The sequence below is a fragment of the Bradyrhizobium sp. B117 genome, from assembly GCF_038969555.1.
Lineage (GTDB): Bacteria > Pseudomonadota > Alphaproteobacteria > Rhizobiales > Xanthobacteraceae > Bradyrhizobium.
In genome coordinates this window covers 5,514,565-5,536,816 of sequence record NZ_CP152414.1, presented here as the reverse complement: position 1 = coordinate 5,536,816, position 22,252 = coordinate 5,514,565, and the positions used below count along the sequence as shown (strand labels likewise).

Below are 22,252 nucleotides of genomic sequence, written 5' to 3'. Positions count from 1 at the left end.
CGCTTCGGCGCGCCCTGACAAGCATCAAAAGCTCATAAGCCTATGCAGGCCTGATCAAGACGTGCTTCTTCTTGCCGAAGGACAGCTTGATCACGCCTTCCGGCGTCAGATTGCCGGCCGACAGCGCCATCTTCTCGTCGGTCACGGGCTCGTCGTTGACGCGCAGGCCGCCGCCCTTGATCTGGCGCCGCGCCTCGCCGTTGGAGGCAACCAGGCCCGCCTTGACGAAGGCATTGAGCACACCGAGGCCGGCGTCCAATTCGCCGCGCGGAATTTCCACCGTCGGCAGACTTTCGGCCAGCGCGCCTTCCTCGAAAGTGCGGCGTGCGGTCTCGGCCGCCTCGTTCGCGGCGTCGCGGCCGTGCAGCAGCGCGGTCGCTTCGGTCGCGAGCACCTTCTTGGCCTCGTTGATCTCGGAGCCGCCGAGCGCCTCGAGCTTTTTGATCTCGCTCATCGGCAGCGTCGTGAACAGCTTCAGGAACTTGCCGACGTCGGCATCCTCGGTGTTGCGCCAATACTGCCAGAAATCATAGGGCGAGAACTGGTCGGCATTGAGCCACACCGCGCCTTGCGCGGTCTTGCCCATCTTGGCGCCGGAGGCGGTGGTCAAGAGCGGGGTCGTCAGCGCGAACAGTTGGTGGGTGCCCATGCGGCGGCCGAGATCGACGCCCATGATGATGTTGCCCCACTGGTCCGAGCCGCCCATCTGGAGACGGCAGCCGGTGCGCTTGGCGAGCTCGACGAAGTCGTAGGCCTGGCAGACCATGTAGTTGAACTCGATGAAGCTCATCTCCTGCTCGCGCTCGAGGCGCAGCCGCACGGAGTCCATGGTCAGCATGCGGTTGACCGAGAAGTGCCGGCCGACGTCGCGCAGCATCTCGATCCAGTTCAGCTTGGTCAGCCACTCCGCATTGTCGAGCATGATGGCGTCGCTCTTGCCCTCGCCATAGCGCAGTACCTTTGCGAACACGCCGCGGATCGATTCCTTGTTGGCCTCGATCTCGGCGACGGTGCGCATCGCGCGCGTTTCGTCCTTGCCGGAGGGATCTCCCACCATGGTGGTGCCGCCGCCCATCAGCGTGATCGGCTTGTTGCCGGACTGCTGGAGCCAGTACAGCATCATCATGGTCAGGTAGTTGCCGATGTGCAGCGAGCGGGCGGTGCAATCGTAGCCGACATAGGTGGTCGCCTCGCCCTTGGCGGCGAGCGCGTCCAGCCCCTCGAAATCGGAGCATTGGTGGATGAATCCACGCTCTTGCAGGGTGTTGAGGAAATCCGATTTAAATGCAGTCATCTGTCGGCGTGCCTGATCATTCTTATTTTACGATCATTGCGGCAAGTTGCGGAACCAGCGTCAGCCGGGCTGCCGCAAAAATGCGCGCTGTGGCATTATAAGATGTACTTGTTTGATACAAGTCAGGCGTCGGGGCAGGGGACGTCGAGGCCCGCTTGAGATGATGTTGACGGCACTCGGCTTGATGAGCGGCACCTCGCTGGACGGGGTGGATGTCGCGCTGATCGAGACCGACGGAAAACAGGTGAAGGCATTCGGACCGTCCAGCTACCGGCCCTATAGCCCGGCGGAGCGCAATCTGCTGCGCCAGGCGCTGTCCGAGGCCGTGCACCTGCCGCGGCGCGATGCCCGCCCCGGCGTCCTGGCCGAGGCCGAGCGCGCGGTGACGCTGGCCCATGCCGAGGCGGTCGCCGCCTTCGTCGCCCAGAATCGGATGCGACCGGAGGACATCGACATCGTCGGCTTCCACGGCCAGACCGTGCTGCACCGGCCCGAGAAGCGGATGACGGTTCAGATCGGCGACGGGCCGGCGCTCGCCAGGGCGATCCATATCCCCGTGATGCATGATTTCCGCGCTGCCGACGTCGAGGCGGGCGGGCAGGGTGCGCCGTTCGTGCCGGTCTACCACCGCGCGCTCGCCAATTCGCTGGAGCGCGAAGGGCCGATCGTCGTGGTCAATATCGGCGGGGTCTCCAATGTCACCTATATCGACGGCAACGACACGCTGATCGCCTGCGACACCGGGCCCGGCAATGCGCTGCTCGACGATTTCATGTACCGCACCATGAACCAGGCGTTCGACGCGGAGGGCAAGTTCGCTGCGCTCGGCAAGGTCGACGACGCCTGGATCGCACGGGCGCTGGAGCTGCCGTTCTTCACAAGCCCGCCGCCGAAATCGCTCGATCGAAACGATTTCGCCACCCTCAAGCTCGGCGAGGTCGCGCCGGCCGACGGCGCGGCGACGCTCACGGCCTTCACCGCTGCCGCGATCGCCCGTGTCATCCCGCTGCTGCCGCGGCGGCCGCGGAGCTGGATCGTCTGCGGCGGCGGCGCCCGCAACCTCACCATGTTGCGGATGCTGCGGGAGAGGGTGGGCTCCGCCACGGTCGAGGCCGCCGAGACCCTCGGCTGGGCCTCCGACGCCATCGAGGCGCAGGCCTTCGGCTTCCTCGCCGTCCGCGGCCTCAAGGGTCTGCCACTGTCTTATCCGGCCACCACGGGCGTTCCGATGCCCATGACGGGCGGGGTGATCGCGCGGCCCTGAGTGGGCAAAGGTTACAGCCGATTAATGCAAATGCATTGATCTTGACAGGAGAATGCAAATGCATCTATCTTGGATGCAGTTGCATTTAACCGCCCGGGATCGTTGCCATGACCGCTTCACTGAAACTGATCAGCCACAAGCTTTGTCCCTATGTGCAGCGCGCCGTGATCGCGCTGAAGGAGAAGGGCGTTCCGTTCGAGCGGATCGACATCGATCTCGCCAACAAGCCCGACTGGTTCTTGAAGATCTCGCCGCTCGGCAAGGTGCCGGTGCTGGTGGTGACGACGGACAAGGGCGAGGTGGCCTTGTTCGAGAGCAACGTGATCTGCGAATACATCGAGGAGACGCAAACCGGCGCCAAGCTGCATCCGGCCGATGCCTTGAAGCGTGCCGAGCATCGCGCCTGGATGGAGTTCGGCTCGGCGATCCTCGGTGATCTCTGGGGCCTCGAGACCACGACGGTTCCGGCGACCTTCGAAAGCAAGCGTCAGGCGCTTGTCGCGAAGTTCGCGCGCGTGGAAGCCGCGCTCGGCGCCGGGCCTTATTTCGCCGGCGAGGCGTTTAGCCTGGTCGATGCGGTGTTCGCGCCGGTCTTTCGCTATTTCGATCTGTTCGACGAACTGACCGAGCATGGCATCTTCAAGGATGTGCCGAAGGTCCGCGCCTGGCGCGCCGAGCTCGCGAAGCGCCCGAGCGTCCGTACCGCGGTCGGGGCGGACTATCCGCAACTGCTACGCGCCTTCCTCGTCCGGCACGATGCGCATCTCCTCAAGCTCGCGGCCTGAGCCGTGTCGTCATCCCTCGCCTGGCTGATGCTGGTGATCGCCGGCGCACTCGACGTGGGCTGGGCGATCTCGATGAAGTACGCAGAAGGCTACACGCGGGCGGGGTGGAGCATCGCTTCGCTCGTGCTGCTCGCAGCCTTCGTGTTCCTGCTCGGGCGCGCGCTGAAGGTGCTAGAGGTCGGCGTCGCCTATTCGGTGTGGACCGGAATCGGGGCTGCCGGCACGTTCCTGATGGGAGTCGTGCTGTTCGGGGAAACGCTCAGCGTGATGAAGCTCGTAGGTATCGTGCTGGTACTGATGGGGATTACCGCGCTCAAGCTGGCCTAAAGCTCGGCGGCCATCTTCGCCAGGGTGGCGATGGTGTTCATGTTGCGCGCGGTGCCGGTCTTGGCGGCGGGGATCGCGAGTTTTGACGTCCCCATGCCGTCGCCGTAATGCACGTAGATCTCGCGGCGGCCGAGCTCGACCTCTTCGTCTTTCTGACCGCGAATTCCGGCGAGCGTGTCCGCGGGCGGCGCCTTGTCGAGGAAGATCGCTACCGTGCGGTTGGGCGCCATTGGAGAACGGGTTACCAGCCAGAACCTCTGCCATCTCGGCAGCGCTGCGCACGAGCACGCCGACCGGCGCGCCGGCGAAGGCGTGCAAGCGCTTTTCCAGCGCGGCCTTGATTGCGGATTCCGATTTGCGGCTGGTGAAGACCACATTGCCGCTGGCGATGTAGGTGCGCACGGCTCCAAAACCGAGCTCTTCGCACATTGCCTTGAGCTCGGTCATCGGCAGCTTGCCGGTGCCTCCGACATTGACCGCGCGCAGCAGGGCTACGAACGCGGCCATCAGAGCATGATCCGGAAAAGTGTGAAGCGGTTTTCCGAATAGATCATGCTCAAATAAGAGTCTTACCGGACGTTGGCGAGACGCATGTCGAGATAGGCCGTAATGGTCTCCATCAGCGGCTCGAGCTTGGCGTCGAAGAAGTGGTTGGCGCCGGGGATGATCTGCTGGTCGATCACGATGCCCTTCTGCGTCTTCAGCTTCTCGACCAGGGTGTTGACGTCCTTCGGCGGCACCACCGCGTCCTTCTCGCCATGCACGATCAGGCCGGACGAGGGACAGGGCGCGAGGAACGAGAAGTCGTAGAGATTGGCCGGCGGCGCGATCGAGATGAAACCCTCGACCTCGGGGCGGCGCATCAGAAGCTGCATGCCGATCCAGGCGCCGAACGAGAAGCCAGCGACCCAGCAGGCACGCGCTTCGGGATTGATGGTCTGCGCCCAGTCGAGCGCGGCGGCGGCATCGGACAGTTCGCCGGTGCCATGGTCGAACGAGCCCTGGCTGCGGCCGACGCCGCGGAAATTGAAGCGCAGCACCGAGAAGCCGCGATGCGCGAAGGCGTAGTAGCACTGGTACACGATCTGATGATTCATCGTGCCGTGAAACTGCGGATGCGGATGCAGGATCATCGCGATCGGCGCGTTCTTCTGCTTGGCCGGGTGATAGCGGCCTTCGAGACGGCCAGCGGGGCCGGCGAAAATGACTTCAGGCATCGATGATCTCTTGATTGATGTGCTGGAGCGAGGTTCCTCGGCAATCAACCGATTGTGGCTTCGTCGACTTTGATGCCGACGAAAGCGCGAATGAAGGATGAGAAGGCGTGCGCCTCGCGGTGATGCGCGAATGGCGCGCGGTGACTCGACGGCCGCGTTCTAACATAGGCTGCGGGGCAAAAAGCAAGCATCTTGAACATCACTCAATGGGCGCAAGGTGTTAGCGCGTCATGGCGGCGTCATCGCCGGCCGCGGTTTCGGAATCACGGTTGCCAAGTAAGCGGCGGCGGCCCATGTCGGGCAGCGAGGCGGGCCGACCAGGTCCCGCAATGCAAGGTAACATAATACTCAATGCCGCGCCGCGTCTATCTCGACTGGAATGCGACCACACCGCTCCGCACTGAAGCGCGGAACGCGATGCTCGCTGCCTGGGACCTGGTCGGCAATCCATCCTCGGTTCATGCCGAGGGGCGCGAGGCGCGACGGCTGGTCGAGGAGGCCCGCGCCGCGCTTGCGGCGGCCACCGGTGCGCTGCCGCGGAACGTTGTCTTCACATCCGCTGGAACCGAGGCCAATGCGCTGGCGCTGTCGCCAGGCCTGCGCGGTCCCTCTGGCGGCCCTGTCGAACGGCTGCTGGTCTCTTCTATCGAGCATGCCTCGGTGCTGGCAGGCGGCCGGTTCCCGGCCGACAGGATCGGTCAGATCCGGGTCACGCGCTCGGGCGTAATCGATCTCGATCACCTGAAGGCACTGCTTGGCGACGGTCCGCCGGCGCTGGTCTCGATCATGGCGGCCAATAACGAGACCGGCGCGGTCCAGCCGGTCACCGAAGCCGCGCGGATCGTCCGCGAGGTCGGCGGCCTCCTGCATGTCGACGCGATCCAGGCGCTCGGCAAAATTGCTTTCAATATTAACGCGGTAGGCGCGGACCTTGCGACCTTTTCTGCGCACAAGATCGGCGGTCCCAAGGGCGTCGGCGCACTGGTTGTCGCTGAGGGAATCGCCGGGCTGGAGCCGGTGCTGCGGGGCGGCGGCCAGGAGCTGAACCGCCGCGCGGGAACCGAGAATGTCGCAGGCATTGCCGGGTTCGGTGCAGCGGTGAGGGCGGCGCTTCAGACTCTCCCGGAAGATGTGGAGCGGATGATAACCCTCAGGAATTGCTTGGAAAATGGACTTCGCGGCGTCGCCGGAGGCACCATCTTCGCGGACGACGTGGAGCGATTGCCGAACACGGTTCTTTTTACCGCACCCGGCCTGAAGGCCGAGACTGCCGTGATCGGCTTCGACCTCGAAGGGGTCGCCGTGTCCTCCGGCTCGGCCTGCTCCTCGGGCAAGGTCCAGCCGTCGCACGTGCTGTCGGCGATGGGGTATGATGCCACCGTCGCCCAGGGAGCGGTGCGTCTCAGTCTGGGCTGGTCCACAGAACCAGATGACATCAATAGGGCGTTAGAGGCTTGGCGAAAGCTGGGTAATACCCTACTTAGAGCGTAAGCGACGAAACACGGCTTGAACGGTTCTAAGCGCGTGCTTTCGGCCAGAAAACATCGTAATACTCGTCCGAGTTTGATCCACCGCGGTCCTTGAAACCGCGAGCGGAGGATGGAATGCCAGCCGTACAAGAGACGGTCGAGCGCGTGAAGCGCATCGACGTCGACCAGTATCGTTATGGGTTTGAGACCCTGATCGACTCCGAGAAGGCCCCCAAGGGGCTGTCGGAAGAGATCGTAAAATTCATCTCGCAGAAAAAGAACGAGCCCGCCTGGATGCTCCAGTGGCGGCTGGAGGCCTATCGGCGCTGGCTGACCATGACCGAGCCGACCTGGGCGCGCGTCGAGTATCCCAAGATCGACTTCCAGGACATCTACTATTACGCGGCGCCGAAGCCGAAGAAGACGGTGACCTCGCTCGACGAGATCGATCCGGAGATCCTGAAGACCTACGAGAAGCTCGGCATCCCCTTGCGGGAAGTCGCCATGCTCGAAGGCGTCGAGCCCAAGGTGGGCGAGGAAGATCCCGCCCGCCGCAAGATCGCGGTCGACGCGGTCTTCGATTCGGTCTCGGTTGCGACCACGTTCAAGGCGGAGCTGAAGAAGGCCGGCGTGATCTTCATGCCGATCTCGGAGGCGATCCGCGAGCATCCCGAGCTGGTGCAGAAATATCTGGGATCGGTGGTTCCGACCTCGGACAATTTCTACGCAACGCTGAACTCGGCGGTGTTCTCCGACGGCTCGTTCGTCTACGTGCCGCCGGGCGTGCGCTGCCCGATGGAGCTGTCGACCTATTTCCGCATCAACGAGCGCAACACCGGCCAGTTCGAGCGCACGCTGATCATCGCCGACAAGGGCTCCTACGTCTCCTATCTCGAGGGCTGCACTGCGCCGCAGCGCGACGAGAATCAGCTGCACGCGGCCGTGGTCGAGCTCGTGGCGCTCGATGACGCCGAGATCAAATATTCGACGGTGCAGAACTGGTATCCCGGCAATTCGGAAGGCAAGGGCGGCATCTACAACTTCGTCACCAAGCGTGGCGACTGCCGCGGTGATCGTTCCAAGATCTCCTGGACCCAGGTCGAAACCGGCTCGGCGATCACCTGGAAGTACCCGAGCTGTATCCTGCGTGGCGACAATTCGAGCGGCGAGTTCTACTCGATCGCGATCTCGAACGGCTTCCAGCAGGTCGATTCGGGCACCAAGATGATCCATCTCGGCAAGAACACCTCGAGCCGCATCATCTCCAAGGGCATCGCCGCGGGCAAGTCGCAGAATACCTATCGCGGTCTCGTCACCGCGCACCGGAAAGCGACCGGCGCGCGCAACTTCACCGCCTGCGATTCGCTGCTGATCGGCGACAAATGCGGCGCGCACACCGTGCCGTACATCGAGGCCAAGAACTCGTCGGCAACGTTCGAGCACGAAGCAACGACCTCGAAGATCTCCGAGGACGTGCTGTTCTACTGCATCCAGCGCGGCCTATCGCAGGAAGAGGCCGTCGGCCTCGTCGTCAACGGCTTCGTCAAGGACGTGCTGCAGCAACTGCCGATGGAATTCGCGGTGGAAGCGCAGAAGCTGATCTCGATCTCGCTTGAAGGGTCGGTCGGCTGATCGCCGATCCTCGCGGCGCGCTGCGGCGCTCCAAAATCAATTGAATAGACTGGATACCAAGATGGCTTTGCTTGAAGTGAAAGACCTCAAGGTTCGTGTCGAGGAGCGTGAGATCCTCCACGGGCTGACGCTGACCGTGAACGAGGGCGAGGTGCACGCGATCATGGGGCCGAACGGCTCCGGCAAGTCGACGCTCTCGCACGTCATCGCCGGCAAGCCCGGCTACGAGGTCACCGACGGCCAGATCCTGTTCAAGGGCGAGGATCTCCTGGAGATGGCTCCCGAGGAACGCGCCGCCAAGGGCGTTTTCCTGGCGTTCCAGTATCCGGTCGAAATCCCCGGCGTCGCCACCATGACCTTCCTGCGCACCGCGCTGAATGCTCAGCGCAAGGCGCGCGGCGAGAGCGAATATTCCACCCCGGACTTCCTGAAGAAGGTGCGCGAGGTCTCGAAGTCGCTGAACATCCCGCAGGACATGCTCAAGCGCGGCGTCAATGTCGGCTTCTCCGGCGGCGAGAAGAAGCGCAACGAGGTGCTTCAGATGGCGCTGTTCGAGCCGAGCCTGTGCATCCTCGACGAGATGGATTCCGGCCTCGACATCGACGCGCTGCGCATCGCCGCCGACGGCGTCAACGCGCTGCGCTCGCCGGGGCGCGCGATGGTCGTCATCACCCACTATCAGCGGCTTCTGAACTACATCGTGCCTGATTTCGTGCACGTGATGTCGCGCGGTCGGGTCGTGAAGAGCGGTGCCAAGGATCTGGCGCTGGAGCTGGAGGCGTCCGGCTACGCCCAGTTCGAGGACGCGTAAGGATTTTTGTGATGAACGTTGCTGTGGCAAAGACCGGGAACGGCCGTGCGGTGAGCGATCTCTTCGCCAGCGCCGAAGGCCGCTTGCCGGGTTCGCCGGCGGTCGTTGCGGTGCGCCGCGAGGCGTTCGAGACCTATGAGCGTCTCGGCCTGCCGCATCGCCGGATCGAGGAATGGAAATACACCGATTTGCGCGCTCTGGTCGGCGAGGTGCTGCCGCTAGCGGCGAGCCCCGATGCCGCCGCACTGAAGCGCGCCGCCGAGGCTGTGAAGGCGCACGCGATCGCGGGCGCCCGCAAGCTGGTGCTGGTCGATGGCGTGTTTATTGCCGATCTCTCCGACGTCAAGGCGCTCGCGTCCGAAGTGAGCCTCAAGACGTTGCGCGAGGTCCTGGCGAACGAGGCCAATCCTGCGGCCGGTGACCTCCTCCAGACTGCCGCGACCGATGCCGTGATCTCGCTCAATGCGGCCATGGCGACGGATGGCGTCGTGGTCTCGGTGGCCGACGGTACGCAGCTGTCTGCGCCTATCCAGGTCATCCACATCGCGACCGCGGCTCGTGCGTCCGCGTTCACCCGCTCGCATCTGAGGATCGGCAAAGGCGTGCGCGCCACAGTCGTCGAGAGCTTCGTCGCAGCCGGGAAGGCGAGCAGCTATCAGGTCAACGATGCGGTGATCCTCTGGATCGGCGATGACGCCGACGTCGCGCATATCCGCCTGATGGACGATGCGCCTGATGCGGTGAACGTGACCTCGCAGTTCGTCACGGTCGGTGCGAATGTGAAGCTGAATTTCTTCAACATGACCACAGGCGCGGCCGTCAGCCGCCTGCAGGGCTTCATCACGCTGGCAGGCGAGGGCAGCGAGCTCTCCGCCAATGGCGTGAACCTGTTGCAGAAGACCGAACATGGCGACACCACGCTGGTGGTTGATCATGCCGTGCCGAACTGCGTCAGCCGCGAGGTCTTCCGTGCCGTGATCGACGATCGCGCCCATTCGGTGTTCCAGGGCCGCATCATCGTTCGTCCCGACGCGCAGAAGACCGACGGCAAGATGATGACTCGCGCACTGCTGCTCTCGGACGAAGCCGAGGCCGACAACAAGCCCGAGCTCGAGATCTTTGCCGACGATGTCTCCTGCGGCCACGGCGCGACCGCCGGCGCGCTGGACGACAGCCTGCTGTTCTATCTGAAGGCCCGCGGCCTGCCGGAGAAGCAGGCCCAGGCGCTGCTGATCCAGGCCTTCGTCGGTGAGGCGATCGAGCAGATCGCCGATGACGGATTGCGCGAGCACGTGATCGGCATCGCCGAGCGCTGGCTGGAGCGGCGGTCATGAGCACCCATCCCGCAGTCAAGAACGGCGCCTATGACGTTGCGCGCGTGCGCGAGGACTTTCCGGCGCTGGCCATGCAGGTCTACGGCAAGAAGCTGGTCTATCTCGACAACGCGGCCTCGGCGCAGAAGCCGAAGTCCGTGCTCGACCGGATGACGCAGGCCTATACGAGCGAATACGCCAACGTGCATCGCGGCCTGCATTACCTCGCCAACGCTGCGACCGAAGCCTATGAGGGCGGCCGCGCCAAGGTGGCGCAGTTCATCAACGCGTCCCGGACTGAGGAAGTGATCTTCACCCGCAACGCGACCGAGGCGATCAATCTGGTGGCGTCGTCGTGGGGTGGCCCGAACATCAAGGACGGCGACGAGATCGTCCTTTCGATCATGGAGCACCACTCCAACATCGTTCCCTGGCATTTCCTCAGGGAGCGGCAGGGTGCCGTGATCAAGTGGGCGCCGGTCGACGACGAGGGCAATTTCCTCATCGACGAGTTCGAGAAGCTGCTGACGTCGAAGACCAAGCTGGTCGCGATCACGCAGATGTCGAATGCGCTCGGCACCATCGTGCCGATCAAGGACGTCGTCAAAATCGCCCACGCGCGCGGCATTCCCGTGCTGGTCGACGGCAGCCAGGGTGCGGTGCATCTGCCCGTCGACGTCCAGGATCTCGGCTGCGACTTCTACGTCTTCACGGGCCACAAGGTGTACGGGCCGACCGGCATCGGCGTGCTCTGGGCCAAGTACGACCACCTCGTCGCGATGCGCCCTTACAATGGTGGTGGCGAGATGATCCGCGAGGTCTCGCGTGATGTCGTCACCTATGGCGATCCCCCGCACAAGTTCGAGGCGGGTACGCCCGCGATCGTCGAGGCCGTCGGGCTTGGCGCCGCCATCGATTACGTCAATTCGATCGGCAAGGAGCGCATCGCCGCGCACGAAGCCGACCTGACTGCCTACGCCCAGGAGAAGCTGCGCGAGATCAATTCGCTGCGGCTGATCGGAACGGCCCGCGGCAAGGGCCCGGTGATCTCGTTCGAGCTCAAGGGCGCACACGCCCATGACGTCGCGACCGTGATCGACCGCCAGGGCATCGCGGTGCGGGCCGGCACCCATTGCGTGATGCCGCTTTTAGAGCGGTTCAATGTGACTGCCACCTGCCGGGCCTCGTTCGGCATGTATAATACGCGGGAAGAAGTCGATCATCTGGCACAGGCGCTGCTCAAGGCGCGGGATTTGTTCGCATGAGTGACACGGCCGAAATCAAAGCCAATCCGATGGAGACCCTCTCGGCGCTGCCGCCGGAGGAGACCGAGCGCCTGACCACCGAGATCATCGCCGGCCTCAAGACCGTGTTCGATCCGGAAATCCCGGCCGACATCTACGAGCTCGGCCTGATCTACAAGGTCGAGATCAAGGACGACCGCTCGGTCGACGTGCTGATGACGCTGACGACGCCGAACTGTCCGGCCGCCGGCGAGCTGCCGACCATGGTCGAGAACGCGGTTGCCAGCGTCCCCGGCGTCGGCGTGGTCGACGTCAAGGTGGTCTGGGAGCCGGCCTGGTCGCCCGAACGCATGAGCGACGAGGCCCGCCTCGTGCTCAACATGTGGTGACGGTCTCGGCTCGCATTGAATTCGCTCTGCAACGGACCACATAAATAACATGACCCAGGCGATACCAGCTTCGACACCCAAGCCCCGGCGGCCCCGCCCGCAGGTGATGCGACTGACCGATGCCGCTGCCCAGCGCATCACCGAGCTGACCCAGCGCGCCGATTCCGAGATCGTGGGCTTGCGCGTCGGCGTGAAGAACGGCGGCTGCGCCGGCCAGTCCTACACGGTCGAATACGCCCATGAGATCCGCCCGACCGACGAGGTGGTCGAGGACAAGGGCGTCAAGATCCTGGTCGACCCCAAGGCTGTGCTGTTCCTGCTCGGCACCGAGATGGACTACAAGGCCGACAAGATGCAGGCCCAGTTCGTCTTCAACAACCCCAACCAGATCTCTGCCTGCGGCTGCGGCGAGTCGGTCGAGCTGCGCCCGGCGAAGATCGACGGGTAAGCCCGGCTTTCGCGGTTTACTCAGCCGTCGTCCTGGCGAAAGCCAGGACCCATACGGCGTGATGCCTCAATCGTGGGAGGTGTCCGTACCGCGTGGCGTAACTTCCAGTCTTCGCTAAACTCCTGCCTCGGAGTATGGGTCCCCGCTCCCCGTGCGCAATTGCGCACTAGGCGGGGACGACCTCGGGCAGAGAGCTGGGCCATGGACCGCGAATTCCTGATCGACCTGTTCGCCGATTTCGGCCCCGTCACCATCCGAAAGATGTTTTCCGGCTACGGCATTTCCGCCGACGGCACCAACTTCGCGCTGTCCTTGCGCGCCGGCCTGTTCTTCCGCGCCGACGAGGTGACCATTCCGGAGTTTGAGGCCGAGGGATCAAAGCCGTTCCAGTACTCGACCCGCGCCAAGACCGTGACGGTCAACTCCTATTGGGAGCTGCCGGCGCGCCTGTTCGACGATTCCGCCGAGCTTGCACAATGGGCAAGGGCGGCGCTCGCCGCCGCCCAGCGTGCCAAGGTGAAGAAGCGGCCGAAGGGGAAGAAAGCGGTGGTGAAGCCTGTGAAGAAGGTCGCGCCGAAGAAGCTGGTTGCGAAGAAGGCCGCCAAGAAGACAGTGCGTAGGGTGGGCAAAGCGAAGCGTGCCCACCGCTCGAAATAATTACGCCGAGATCGTGGGCACGGCGCTACGCGCCTTTGCCCACCCTACGGGACCTGAGGACTAATCCACGGCCTTGGTCAGCCCGACCCGCATATCCTTCGCCACGAAGACGCAGACGCCGTCGGCGAGCACACGGCCATCGGCAATGCCCAGCACCAGCTTGCCGCGCCGGACCATGCGCATGGCGACCTCGTAGCGCACGGAGCGCGTCTGCGGCGTGATGGCTCCCGTGACCTCGACTTCGCCGACACCGATGGCGCGGCCCTTGCCCGGTGAGCCCGACCAGCCGAGCCAGTAGCCGATCATCTGCCACATCGCGTCCAGGCCGAGACTTCCCGGCATCATCGCGTCACCGCGATAGTGGCAGTCGAAGAACCAGTGGCCCGGGACGATGTCGAGCTCGCCGACGATGTGGCCCTTGCCGTATGTGCCGCCGTCCAGGCTGATCTCGGTGATGCGGTCCATCATGAGCATCGGCGGAGCCGGCAGTTGCGCGTTGCCCGGACCGAAATAGCCGCCTTCGCTCGATCTCAGCAGCTCGTCCTTGGTGTAGGACGGCTGCGGCGTGTGAAAGTCATGCGGATTGTGGGGCACGACGACAAATCCTCGATGCTCAGGCAGCGAGGAAGATGTCGTTCGGCAGATTGGAAAGTCAAGCGCGCGACGAGCCGCCTCAGGCCACGCGGCTGTGGCTCTCGACCGCGAACTCCGGATCGGCTTCGCAGATCACGCGGTTGCGCCCGTTGCGCTTGGCGGCGTAGAGGCAGGCATCCGCGCGCTCGATCAGCGCGTCGGTGTCGTCGCCTTCCTTGAGCATGGAGACGCCGACGGAGATCGTGACGCGGCCGAGGATCTCGCCAGTGGACTTCTTCTTCAATTCCTTCGCCATCACCGCGCGGCGGATGTGATCGGCCACGGTCAGGGCCTGGCGCAGCGCCGTGTTGGGCAGCACGACCGCGAATTCCTCGCCGCCATAGCGCGCGGTGATGTCCTGGCCCTTGATGGTCTGCTTCAAGGACAGCCCGACCAGCCGCAGCACCTGGTCACCGGTGAGATGGCCGTAGGAATCGTTGAACGACTTGAAGTGGTCGATGTCGAACAGCAGCAGCGACAGCGGCTCGCCGCTCGCCAGCGCGCTCTGCACGGCCATGCCGATCATGCGGTCGAAATATTTGCGGTTGCCGAGACCCGTGAGCGGATCGGTCAGGCTCTCGGCGCGGATCGCTTCCAGGCTCTGCTGGAGGTTGCTGATCTCGTTCTTCGACAGCGTCAGCCGGTCTTCCAGCACCTTGTTGGTCTCGCGCATCTCGCTGGTCGAGCGCAGCAGCGTCTCGACGATCGCCTTGATCTGGTCGCGGTTCTTGGCCGAAGCCAGCTTCGCGGTCGCGCCCGACAGGCTGGCGTCGTAGGAGCCGGTCATTCCGAGCGCTTCGCCCAGCACTTTCATCACGTCGTCGATCTCGCCGATGACGCGCGCGCCGACCTTGTCGATGCGGTCGGTGGTCTTGATGTGGGAGAGATAGGTCTCGTAGATCTGCTCGAGATCGGCTTCGGTCAGCTTGCCGTTGCGCGCCAGCGTCTCGTTGATGATCTTGTTGAGCGGCGCGTTGTAGCCGGTGGCGTAGACGTACCAGATCTCGTAATTGCGGGGGATTGCCGTCTGCCGAAGCGATCGGATCTGACCGAGCGCTACCTCGGCGAACGCCATCGTGCGTTCGTGTTCGTCGAGCACCTTGACCACGGAACATTCCCCACGGCGATCGGTACGCCGCCGATCGCTGCAATGCTTAAATTATGTTCGTAGGCTAACGGACGATCGTGAACGACCCGTAAATATACGTTCACGAATGCATCTGAAAAAGTGTGTAGACGTCTGTCTCAACCAACCTGAAGCATCGCGCCTCAAGCGCCGGCGGGCGAGCGAACCGGCCGCAACAGGAATGCCGGAAGATGCGAGTGATCGCCCGGCTCGGTGTCGACCTCGCGCTGGCGGCGCGGCTCGGGCCGGCCGATCGACGGCACATGCGAGGTCGGGGCCTGTTGGCGCGAACCGCGGCGCGGCTCGGGCGCATGCCTCGGCTCGGATCCGTTTCGCGGTTCGGGGGAATGCCGTGCTTCGGAGGCGTGCCGTGCCTCGCCACGCGCCTCGCGCGGCTCCTGGCTGCGCTCACGGTCGCGACCCCGCTGCTTGCCGCGTCCGCCGCGTGAACGCTCACGGCCGCGCTGCTCGCGCGGACGCTCGGTCGCGTCCGTCGCCTCAGTGTGGACTTCGTAGTCGCCCTCGGCGCGCGGAATGCTCTGGCCGATCAGCTTCTCGATCGCCGCCATCGACTTCTGGTCGAGCGGCGTCACGATCGAGATCGCGGTGCCGGTGCGGCCGGCGCGGCCGGTGCGGCCGATGCGGTGAACATAATCGTCGGCGTGGTGGGGGACGTCGAAATTGAAGACGTGGCTGACCTCGGGAATGTCGAGGCCGCGCGCCGCGACGTCGGAGGCGACGAGCAGCGGCAGCTCGCCCTTGCGGAACTGGTCGAGCGCGGCCATGCGGGCCGGCTGGTCCATGTCGCCGTGCAGCGCGCCGACACTGAAGCCGTGCTTCTGAAGCGACTTGTGGACGATCGCGACCTCGCGTTTGCGATTGCAGAAGATGATCGCGTTCTTGAGGTCCTTGGCCTCGCGCAGCAGGCGGCGCAGCAGCTCACGCTTCTCGTGCGCCTCGCGTCCGGCGGGCACCTGGGCCTGCGTCACGGTCACGGCAGTGGTGGCGGGGCGGGAGACTTCGACCTTCTGCGGATTGTGCAGGAAGGCCTCGGTGATGCGCCGGATTTCCGGCGGCATGGTCGCGGTGAAGAACAGGGTCTGCCGCGTGAAGGGGACGAGCTTGCAGATGCGCTCGATGTCGGGAATGAAGCCCATGTCCAGCATGCGGTCGGCTTCGTCGATGACGAGCAGCTCGACGCCGGTGAGCAGCAGGCCGCCGCGCTCGGTGTGGTCGAGCAGGCGGCCGGGGGTGGCGATCAGCACGTCGACGCCGCGCATCAGCTTGGCATCCTGGTCGCCGAACGAGACGCCGCCGATCAGCAGCGCAACGTTGAGTTTCTGGCCGGCGCCGTAGCGGTCGAAGTTTTCCTTCACTTGCGCCGCGAGTTCGCGGGTCGGCTCCAGGATCAGCGTGCGCGGCATGCGCGCCCGGGCACGGCCCTTTTCGAGGATGGTGAGCATCGGCAGCACGAAGGCCGCGGTCTTGCCGGTGCCGGTCTGGGCGATGCCGAGCACGTCCTTGCGTGCGAGGACGTGGGGGATCGCCTGTTCCTGAATGGGGGTGGGGTTGGTGTAACCGGTGGCCGCCACTGCGGCGAGGACTTTTTCGGACAGTCCGAGATTTGAAAAGGACATTGAGCCTCTGGTCGAAACCGCCGTTCGGAATCGAGGGTAATAAGGCTGTCGCGCTCCACCCCGAAACGGCGCGCTCTCAAAGAAGCTGGGGGTGCTGACTCACGCGAACAAAGCGCCAGGATCAGGAATCGGTCTTCGACCTGAGCCGCGTCGCCCCGGAACATAGGCAGGAATCAGCCAAAGTCAATGGAGCGGGCGCGGGAAGACCCTAAAAAACCTGAGGTTTTTAGCCAAATACCGGGTGCGTCTGGGGTTTTCCGCCCCGGCCGGAACCGCCAGGACCCGCGCTTAGCGCCCCTCCGGCCCCTGGGCCCGGAAGTCGCCCGGAGCCATGCCGTAGGCGGCGTTGAAGACCCGGTAATAGGTTGCAAGGCTCTCGAAGCCGCAGGAGGTCGCGATGTCGGCGATCAGCCGTTCCGGCGCCTCGCGCATCAGGCGGCGGCTCTGCTTCAGACGCTCGTCGGTCACGGTCTGCGAGAAGCTCTTCTCGGCCGCCTCGAACAGCATGTGCAGGTGGCGCACGGACACGCCGAGCTGGTCGGACACCATGGCCGGCGTCAGATCGGGGTTTTGCAGATGGCGCGCGATCAGGTGCCGCGCCTGCGAGAGGCGGGCGGTTCGCAGCGCGGCCTGTCCGCGGCGGCTGCCGGACCGCACGATGCCACGCTCGATCAGTGCCAGATGCGCGAGGGCCTGGACGAGGGAGGTCGCGTCGGTCGCGCTCTCGTCCGCGGCGGCCTCGCCGAGATCGGTGAAGCAGGCCGCGAGCAAGGGCGCCAAAGCGTGGTCGTTGAAGGTCTTCGGCGCGAGCTCGCGCATGCGCCTGTCCTGGGCCGGGATGCTGCTCATCGGGATCTTCACGATTCGCAGGTGGAAGCCTCCGGTGCCGAGCGGCGTGGTGCGGTAGGGGAGGTCGGTATGGCTGGTGGCGAAGCTGCCATTGGCAATCGCGAACTCGCTGGCGCGCATGCCGCCGAACCAGCCGCCGCTGCCGAGTTGCTGGTAGACGCAGATGGAATCGCCAGGGGCGTAGGCGATGTCGGATGCGCTGCGCTCGACCGTGTAGGGCGAGGCCTTCAGCTCGACGAGCCCGGCGCCGCCGAGCTGGCGCAGCGAGAATTCGCCGAAGAAGTCCGCACGCCGTTCGCGCTCGAGCTCGGCGGTGACGCCGAACAATCCCTTGGCCCGCACCTCGCGCCAATAGTCGAAGCGGTCATGCGGTTCGACTTCGTCAGTACACCAGCGATACACGGCAGCCCCCGCTTGCAGCGCGACGCCCTAGAAAAAGCAGATTCCGGCCGAATCTGCCATAGGCCAGATGACGGAACCGGGGCGCTCGAAGCCGGGCGCCCTTGAACCGCCGGTATGGCTCGGCCGACTATCACATCAGCGGCGGAGGCTTCAATGAACGAGCGTTCGAGGGAGCCGGGGACCGGCCGTTCTGCAACGAGATTTATTCGATGACGCGTCGGCTTTTCAGAATTCTGGCGGCCCTTGGTCTGGCGGTGAGCCTGAGCAGCTTGGCGCTGCCCGCGCATGCCGAGAAGCGCGTCGCGCTCGTCGTCGGCAACAACGACTACCGCAACGTCCCGAAGCTGCTCAAGGCGGTCAACGACGCCCGCACCATGGGCGATACGCTGAAGCAGCTCGGCTTCCAGGTGATGGTCGCCGAGAACCAGAACCGTCAGCAATTCTCCGAGACGCTGCTCGCCTTCGACCGGGCGATCGAGCCTGGCGACACCGCGTTCTTCTTCTACGCTGGCCACGGCTTCGAGATCGCGGGCCAGAACTATCTGCTGCCGACCGACGTGCCGGCGGCGACCGAAGGTCAGGAAGAGCTGGTGCGCGACGCTTCCGTCCTCGCCGACCGCATCGTCGAGCGGCTCCAGAACAAGAAAGCGCGCACCTCGATCCTGGTGTTCGACGCTTGCCGCAACAATCCGTTCGAACGCGCCGGCACACGCGCTGTCGCCGGCGGCGGCGGGCTGGCGCCGATGACGCAGCTGCCCGAAGGCGTGTTCTCGGTGTTCTCGGCAGGTCCCCGCCAGACCGCGCTCGACCGTCTGTCCAACGACGACGCCAACCCCAATTCGGTGTTCACGCGCACCTTCGCCAAGGAGCTGCTCCAGCCCGGCGAGAACCTCGTGCAGGTGGCTCAGCGCACCCGCCGCCTGGTCAGCGAGATGGCCGACACCGTCAGGCACAAGCAGGTGCCGGTTTATTTCGACCAGATGGTCGACGACGTTTTCCTCAGCGGCTTGGCCAAGGACGCCGCCGCGCGCCCCGCCGAGCAGCCGCCGCAGAAGGTCGCCGCGCTGCCGCCGGTGTCGGTGCCGCGCGTGCCGAAGGAGGAAACCACCAACGCGCCGATCGCGAGCTTCTCGCGCCACAATGGCGGCTGGAGCGTGGTGTTCTCCTTCGCCGATCCGACGCTCGGCATTTCCTGGCGGATGGCCGGCCAGGGCGATTTCCGCGAGACCGGCTTCATCGACACGCTCGATCCGCGCACGCGCAAGCGGATGCCGAACCCCTCGATCGAGCTGCCGCCGGATGCGCAGGCTGGCACCATCGAGGTCCGCTATGTCGACCAGTCCGGCGACATGCAGGGCCCGTTCCCGATCAAGTTCGATCCCGAGGCCGCGCTGATCCGCGACCAGCGCAAGATCCTCGACATGACCTCGACGAGCTGGCTGTCGTTCCGCGAGTTCAACGGGCTGCTGGTCTACTACACGCATCTGGTCTCGTATCGCTGCGCGATCCGCGAGGTGCGCATCGGCATCGACACCGCCGTGCCCAATCAGGTGCTGAAGATGCCGAATTGCGACATGCGTGACCCCAGCGCGATCAGCGCCGGCATGCCGCTCTACATGAAGCTCGCCCCCGCCACGCAGTTCGTCTCGGTGGAGCTGACCTACCGCGACGGCAGCGTCTCGGAGATCAAGAGTTTTCGCACCGCGAACCGCAGCAACAATTAGCGCCGCCCGATCATCGGCCGCGTCGTGACGCGCGCAACCTTAGAATGGTGGCGGGGCTGGGAAGAACCTGCAAGGTTATGTTTTTTGCAAGTTCCGGCAGCGGAATGCGCGCCAGATATTTCAGGGCATCTCGCTTTTGCCAGGCTACCGCCCCCGCGCTTTCCACGTTGCTGTCGGCTGGACGCAACATTCCTGCGCCATACTCCGTCGCCGGAGGTGAGACATGTCGGGTACTGCTAATCAGGCCAGCTTGGGCGCGGACATCGACGCCGAGAAATTCGCTGGCAGCAAGACGCCGATGCGCGAGCGTGCCTTTGCTGGCGCCTATCTAACCGCAGTCGACGTCGCGATGATCTGCTGGCTCTACGTCATCACCCGCGCTGCGCTTGCCGCGATCAGCTGGATGGTGTTCGGCTAACCTACCGCCAGGAACTGACTGATCTTGATCGCCGCGCAGACGATCATGCCCCACAATGCGAAATTGATCTGCAACGCCTCGGCCATTGGCATTTCCCCACCTGGTTCGTTCGAATGCCGCGTTCATTGAGCGACGCGATCTTTTATGGCGATACAACTTATGATCTCGCCAATGATTTAAGTCGAATCTTAGGCAAGTCCGGATAGCGGGAAAATCCGTATGGCTACGGCTCCAAGAGGTTCCTTGTGGATCGGGTCCGCGCTAGGGCTGGTGGAACCGGACCTTCGGCGGCCCACCGATGCCGCAAGCCTCAGGTGACCTCGAATTGCGACTGCGGCCGAGCTGAACTGAGCTAAGCTTAGCCCGTCTCCGAGCGACAGCGCACGTTGTGGCAACAATGACATCGGATCAAGCGCCGAACCGAACGACAAAAGTCCGATGCTGCATCGTCGGCGGCGGGCCGGCCGGCATGATGCTGGGCTATCTGTTCGGACGCGCCGGCATCGACGTCGCGGTGCTGGAGAAGCATGCCGATTTCTTCCGCGACTTTCGCGGCGACACGGTGCATCCCTCGACGCTCCAGGTGATGGACGAACTCGGCCTGATCGACGACTTCCTGAAGCTGCCGCATCAGCGCTTGCAGAAGATGGACGGCCTGTTCGGCGGCACAAAGGTGCGCATCGCCGATCTCAGCCGGCTCCATACGAAATATCCCTTCATCGCCTTCATGCCGCAATGGGACTTCCTCAATTTCCTGCGCGAGGCCGGCAAACGGTTCGCATCGCTCAAGGTGATGATGAATACGGAAGCCGTCGACCTGATCCGCCGCGGCGACACCATGGCGGGCGTGCGCGCGAACACGCCGGATGGGCCGATCGACATCGAGGCCGATCTCACCATCGCCTGCGATGGCCGGCATTCGACGGTGCGCGAGCGCGCGGGTCTCGAGGTCGAGGAGATCGGCGCGCCGATGGACGTGCTGTGGTTCCGTGTCGGCCGCAGGGCGAACGAGACCGAGAACCTGTTCGCGCGCATCGAGCCCGGCAAGATGATGGTCACCTTCGACCGCGGCGACTATTGGCAATGCGCCTATGTCATCGCCAAGGGGCAATATGAGGTGGTGAAGGCGAGGGGATTGCAGGCGCTGCTCGACGACGTCGTGCGTATGGCGCCGATCCTCAGGTCCGGCATCGCCGACGTGAAGAGTTTTGACGACCTCAAGCTTCTCACCGTCGCAATCAATCGCCTGAGCCGCTGGACGCGGCCCGGATTGCTCTGCATCGGCGATGCCGCACATGCGATGTCGCCTGTCGGCGGCGTCGGCGTCAATCTCGCCGTGCAGGACGCGGTCGCGACCGCAAACCTGCTCGCCGACAAGCTTCAGCGCGGCTGCCCCTCCGAGGATGAACTCGATGCGGTGCGGCGCCGGCGCGCGTTTCCGGTGCGGATGACGCAGGCGATGCAGGTCATCGTGCAGAACAACATCATCAGCGGCGCGTTGCAGAGCGGCGATCGGCCGCTGAAGGTGCCGCTGGTCCTGCGCCTCCTCACCGCCGTGCCGTGGCTGCAAGGCATCCCCGCGCGCTTCCTCGCCATCGGCGTGCGACCCGAGCATGTGCAGCCGAAGGCCGCGCCGGCACCGTAATGCAAGCAGGCGGTAGGGATAATGCCGCGTTAAATCGCGCGCGGCGCGTTGCGTGCGTGCAACAGCGCAAACGGATTCACGACGCGCTGTGTGCCAATCCGGCGTCTTAACTTTCTTGATTCAAATTTGAGTAAGACCTGCGTGTGAGCGTGCACCCATCAAAGGACACGGGGACACGGGGTGTACCATGCGTAACAAATTGATTGCCGCCTTCGCCTGCACGACCGCTCTGGTTTCGACCGGCACTGCCTCCGCCGCCGATCTCGGTGCGCGCTACACGAAGGCGCCCGCCTATGTCGAGCCGCTGTTCAACTGGACCGGTTTCTATGTCGGCGGCCACATCGGTGGCGCCTGGACCAACGAGCAGTTCATCAACAACGGGACCGGCGCACCGTTCGGCGATCTCCTTCCGGGACAGGGTTATCGTCAGCGCGGTTCGGGCATCATGGGCGGCGCCCAGATCGGCTACAACTGGCAGGCCAACAACTACGTGTTCGGCATGGAAGGCACGATCTCCGGCCTCGATAACAAGGGCACGGTCGTGAACACCGCCTTCGGTGCTGGCGACGACATCTTCACCTGGCGCGCCAACGTGCTTGCGACGGTCGTGGGCCGCGCCGGCTTCGCCGTGCAGAACAACCTGTTCTACATCAAGGGCGGCTATGCCGGCGTGAACAACCGTCTCAACGTCAGCGACACCGTTCCCCCGGCGACGGGCTCGGGCGGTCAGACCCACTGGGCCAACGGCTGGACCGTCGGCGCTGGCTGGGAATACGGCATCACCCGCAACTGGATCGTCGGCCTCGAATACAATTACGCGGCCTTCGGCGGCCAGACCTATCAGCTCGGCGGCACCTCGGGGAACTACACCTTCGATGCCAAGCCGCGCGACATCCAGTGGGCCGTCGTGCGCGCGAGCTACAAGTTCGACGCCCCGGTCATCGCGCGCTACTGAGCGCGTCAACGAA

The 22,252-nt window shown here is 64.5% G+C and carries 21 protein-coding genes and 1 pseudogene; 15 read left to right on the top strand and 7 right to left on the bottom strand.

All coding sequences use genetic code 11. The features are described from left to right. Positions 1-40: 40 nt before the first annotated feature. Positions 41-1,294, bottom strand: a complete 1,254-nt coding sequence (tyrS, locus tag AAFG16_RS27220; RefSeq protein WP_027557830.1) for a tyrosine--tRNA ligase — start codon at positions 1,292-1,294, stop codon at positions 41-43. A gap of 160 nt (positions 1,295-1,454) precedes the next feature. Here tyrS and AAFG16_RS27215 point away from each other — a divergent pair, with 160 nt between their 5' ends. The 3 genes from AAFG16_RS27215 to AAFG16_RS27205 all read left to right on the top strand — a co-directional run bounded on the left by AAFG16_RS27215 (position 1,455) and on the right by AAFG16_RS27205 (position 3,670). Next, a complete protein-coding gene (locus AAFG16_RS27215; RefSeq protein ID WP_342730248.1) occupies positions 1,455-2,558 on the top strand; it encodes an anhydro-N-acetylmuramic acid kinase in 1,104 nt (367 codons plus the stop codon). A 107-nt stretch (positions 2,559-2,665) separates the two neighbouring features. Next, positions 2,666-3,343, top strand: coding sequence for a glutathione S-transferase family protein (locus AAFG16_RS27210; protein WP_342730246.1), 678 nt, complete (start codon positions 2,666-2,668; stop codon positions 3,341-3,343). A gap of 3 nt (positions 3,344-3,346) precedes the next feature. Beyond that, complete coding sequence (locus tag AAFG16_RS27205; RefSeq protein ID WP_342730244.1) at positions 3,347-3,670, top strand: multidrug efflux SMR transporter; 324 nt, start codon at positions 3,347-3,349, stop codon at positions 3,668-3,670. Here the strand turns inward: AAFG16_RS27205 and AAFG16_RS27200 are convergent. Continuing rightward, positions 3,667-4,177 (bottom strand): annotated as a pseudogene (locus AAFG16_RS27200) (DUF1697 domain-containing protein). The gene AAFG16_RS27205 and the pseudogene AAFG16_RS27200 overlap by 4 nt on opposite strands. Positions 4,178-4,239: 62 nt before the next feature. Beyond that, positions 4,240-4,887, bottom strand: a complete 648-nt coding sequence (locus tag AAFG16_RS27195) for an alpha/beta hydrolase (protein ID WP_018641706.1) — start codon at positions 4,885-4,887, stop codon at positions 4,240-4,242. Positions 4,888-5,238: 351 nt separating this feature from the next. Between AAFG16_RS27195 and AAFG16_RS27190 the strand changes: the two genes are divergently transcribed. From AAFG16_RS27190 to AAFG16_RS27155, 8 genes are all read left to right on the top strand, one after another. Then, complete coding sequence (locus tag AAFG16_RS27190; protein ID WP_342730242.1) at positions 5,239-6,378, top strand: cysteine desulfurase family protein; 1,140 nt, start codon at positions 5,239-5,241, stop codon at positions 6,376-6,378. Between the two features lie 113 nt (positions 6,379-6,491). Next, entirely contained in the window at positions 6,492-7,988 is a 1,497-nt protein-coding gene (sufB, locus tag AAFG16_RS27185; protein WP_028146302.1) for a Fe-S cluster assembly protein SufB, read from the top strand. A 61-nt stretch (positions 7,989-8,049) separates the two neighbouring features. Next, on the top strand, positions 8,050-8,799 hold the full coding sequence (gene sufC / locus AAFG16_RS27180) for a Fe-S cluster assembly ATPase SufC (protein ID WP_283079438.1): 750 nt from the start codon (positions 8,050-8,052) through the stop codon (positions 8,797-8,799). Positions 8,800-8,810: 11 nt separating this feature from the next. Then, positions 8,811-10,133, top strand: a complete 1,323-nt coding sequence (gene sufD / locus AAFG16_RS27175; RefSeq protein WP_342730237.1) for a Fe-S cluster assembly protein SufD — start codon at positions 8,811-8,813, stop codon at positions 10,131-10,133. Continuing rightward, positions 10,130-11,377 carry a cysteine desulfurase gene (locus AAFG16_RS27170; RefSeq protein ID WP_283079436.1) on the top strand — a complete coding sequence of 416 codons (1,248 nt, stop codon included), beginning with the start codon at positions 10,130-10,132 and terminating at the stop codon, positions 11,375-11,377. Before sufD ends, AAFG16_RS27170 begins: the two co-directional genes overlap by 4 nt. Next, the gene (locus AAFG16_RS27165) at positions 11,374-11,745 is read left to right on the top strand and encodes an SUF system Fe-S cluster assembly protein (RefSeq protein ID WP_027557857.1); all 372 of its coding nucleotides are present in this window, start codon (positions 11,374-11,376) and stop codon (positions 11,743-11,745) included. The genes AAFG16_RS27170 and AAFG16_RS27165 overlap by 4 nt, the downstream gene beginning before the upstream one ends. A gap of 49 nt (positions 11,746-11,794) precedes the next feature. Further along, positions 11,795-12,193 carry an iron-sulfur cluster assembly accessory protein gene (locus AAFG16_RS27160; protein WP_342730231.1) on the top strand — a complete coding sequence of 133 codons (399 nt, stop codon included), beginning with the start codon at positions 11,795-11,797 and terminating at the stop codon, positions 12,191-12,193. 201 nt (positions 12,194-12,394) lie between these two features. Beyond that, positions 12,395-12,850 carry a TfoX/Sxy family protein gene (locus AAFG16_RS27155; RefSeq protein ID WP_342730229.1) on the top strand — a complete coding sequence of 152 codons (456 nt, stop codon included), beginning with the start codon at positions 12,395-12,397 and terminating at the stop codon, positions 12,848-12,850. Positions 12,851-12,910: 60 nt separating this feature from the next. Here AAFG16_RS27155 and fabA read toward each other — a convergent pair whose 3' ends face one another. The 4 genes from fabA to AAFG16_RS27135 form a co-directional block, all read right to left on the bottom strand. Next, a complete protein-coding gene (fabA, locus tag AAFG16_RS27150) occupies positions 12,911-13,444 on the bottom strand; it encodes a bifunctional 3-hydroxydecanoyl-ACP dehydratase/trans-2-decenoyl-ACP isomerase (protein WP_342730227.1) in 534 nt (177 codons plus the stop codon). A 79-nt stretch (positions 13,445-13,523) separates the two neighbouring features. Next, positions 13,524-14,591: a GGDEF domain-containing protein gene (locus tag AAFG16_RS27145; protein ID WP_342730225.1), complete on the bottom strand. Its 1,068-nt coding sequence runs from the start codon at positions 14,589-14,591 to the stop codon at positions 13,524-13,526. 161 nt (positions 14,592-14,752) lie between these two features. Continuing rightward, entirely contained in the window at positions 14,753-16,246 is a 1,494-nt protein-coding gene (locus AAFG16_RS27140) for a DEAD/DEAH box helicase (protein ID WP_342730223.1), read from the bottom strand. Between the two features lie 288 nt (positions 16,247-16,534). After that, a complete protein-coding gene (locus AAFG16_RS27135; protein ID WP_342730221.1) occupies positions 16,535-17,497 on the bottom strand; it encodes a helix-turn-helix domain-containing protein in 963 nt (320 codons plus the stop codon). A gap of 209 nt (positions 17,498-17,706) precedes the next feature. Between AAFG16_RS27135 and AAFG16_RS27130 the strand changes: the two genes are divergently transcribed. The 4 genes from AAFG16_RS27130 (at position 17,707) to AAFG16_RS27115 (ending at position 22,239) form a co-directional block, all read left to right on the top strand. Next, on the top strand, positions 17,707-19,221 hold the full coding sequence (locus AAFG16_RS27130) for a caspase family protein (RefSeq protein ID WP_342730219.1): 1,515 nt from the start codon (positions 17,707-17,709) through the stop codon (positions 19,219-19,221). Positions 19,222-19,444: 223 nt separating this feature from the next. Further along, positions 19,445-19,639, top strand: a complete 195-nt coding sequence (locus AAFG16_RS27125; RefSeq protein WP_342730217.1) for a hypothetical protein — start codon at positions 19,445-19,447, stop codon at positions 19,637-19,639. A 397-nt stretch (positions 19,640-20,036) separates the two neighbouring features. Further along, a complete protein-coding gene (locus AAFG16_RS27120; RefSeq protein WP_342730215.1) occupies positions 20,037-21,284 on the top strand; it encodes an FAD-dependent oxidoreductase in 1,248 nt (415 codons plus the stop codon). 187 nt (positions 21,285-21,471) lie between these two features. Next, positions 21,472-22,239, top strand: a complete 768-nt coding sequence (locus AAFG16_RS27115) for an outer membrane beta-barrel protein (RefSeq protein WP_342730213.1) — start codon at positions 21,472-21,474, stop codon at positions 22,237-22,239. The last annotated feature ends 13 nt before the right edge of the window (positions 22,240-22,252 follow it).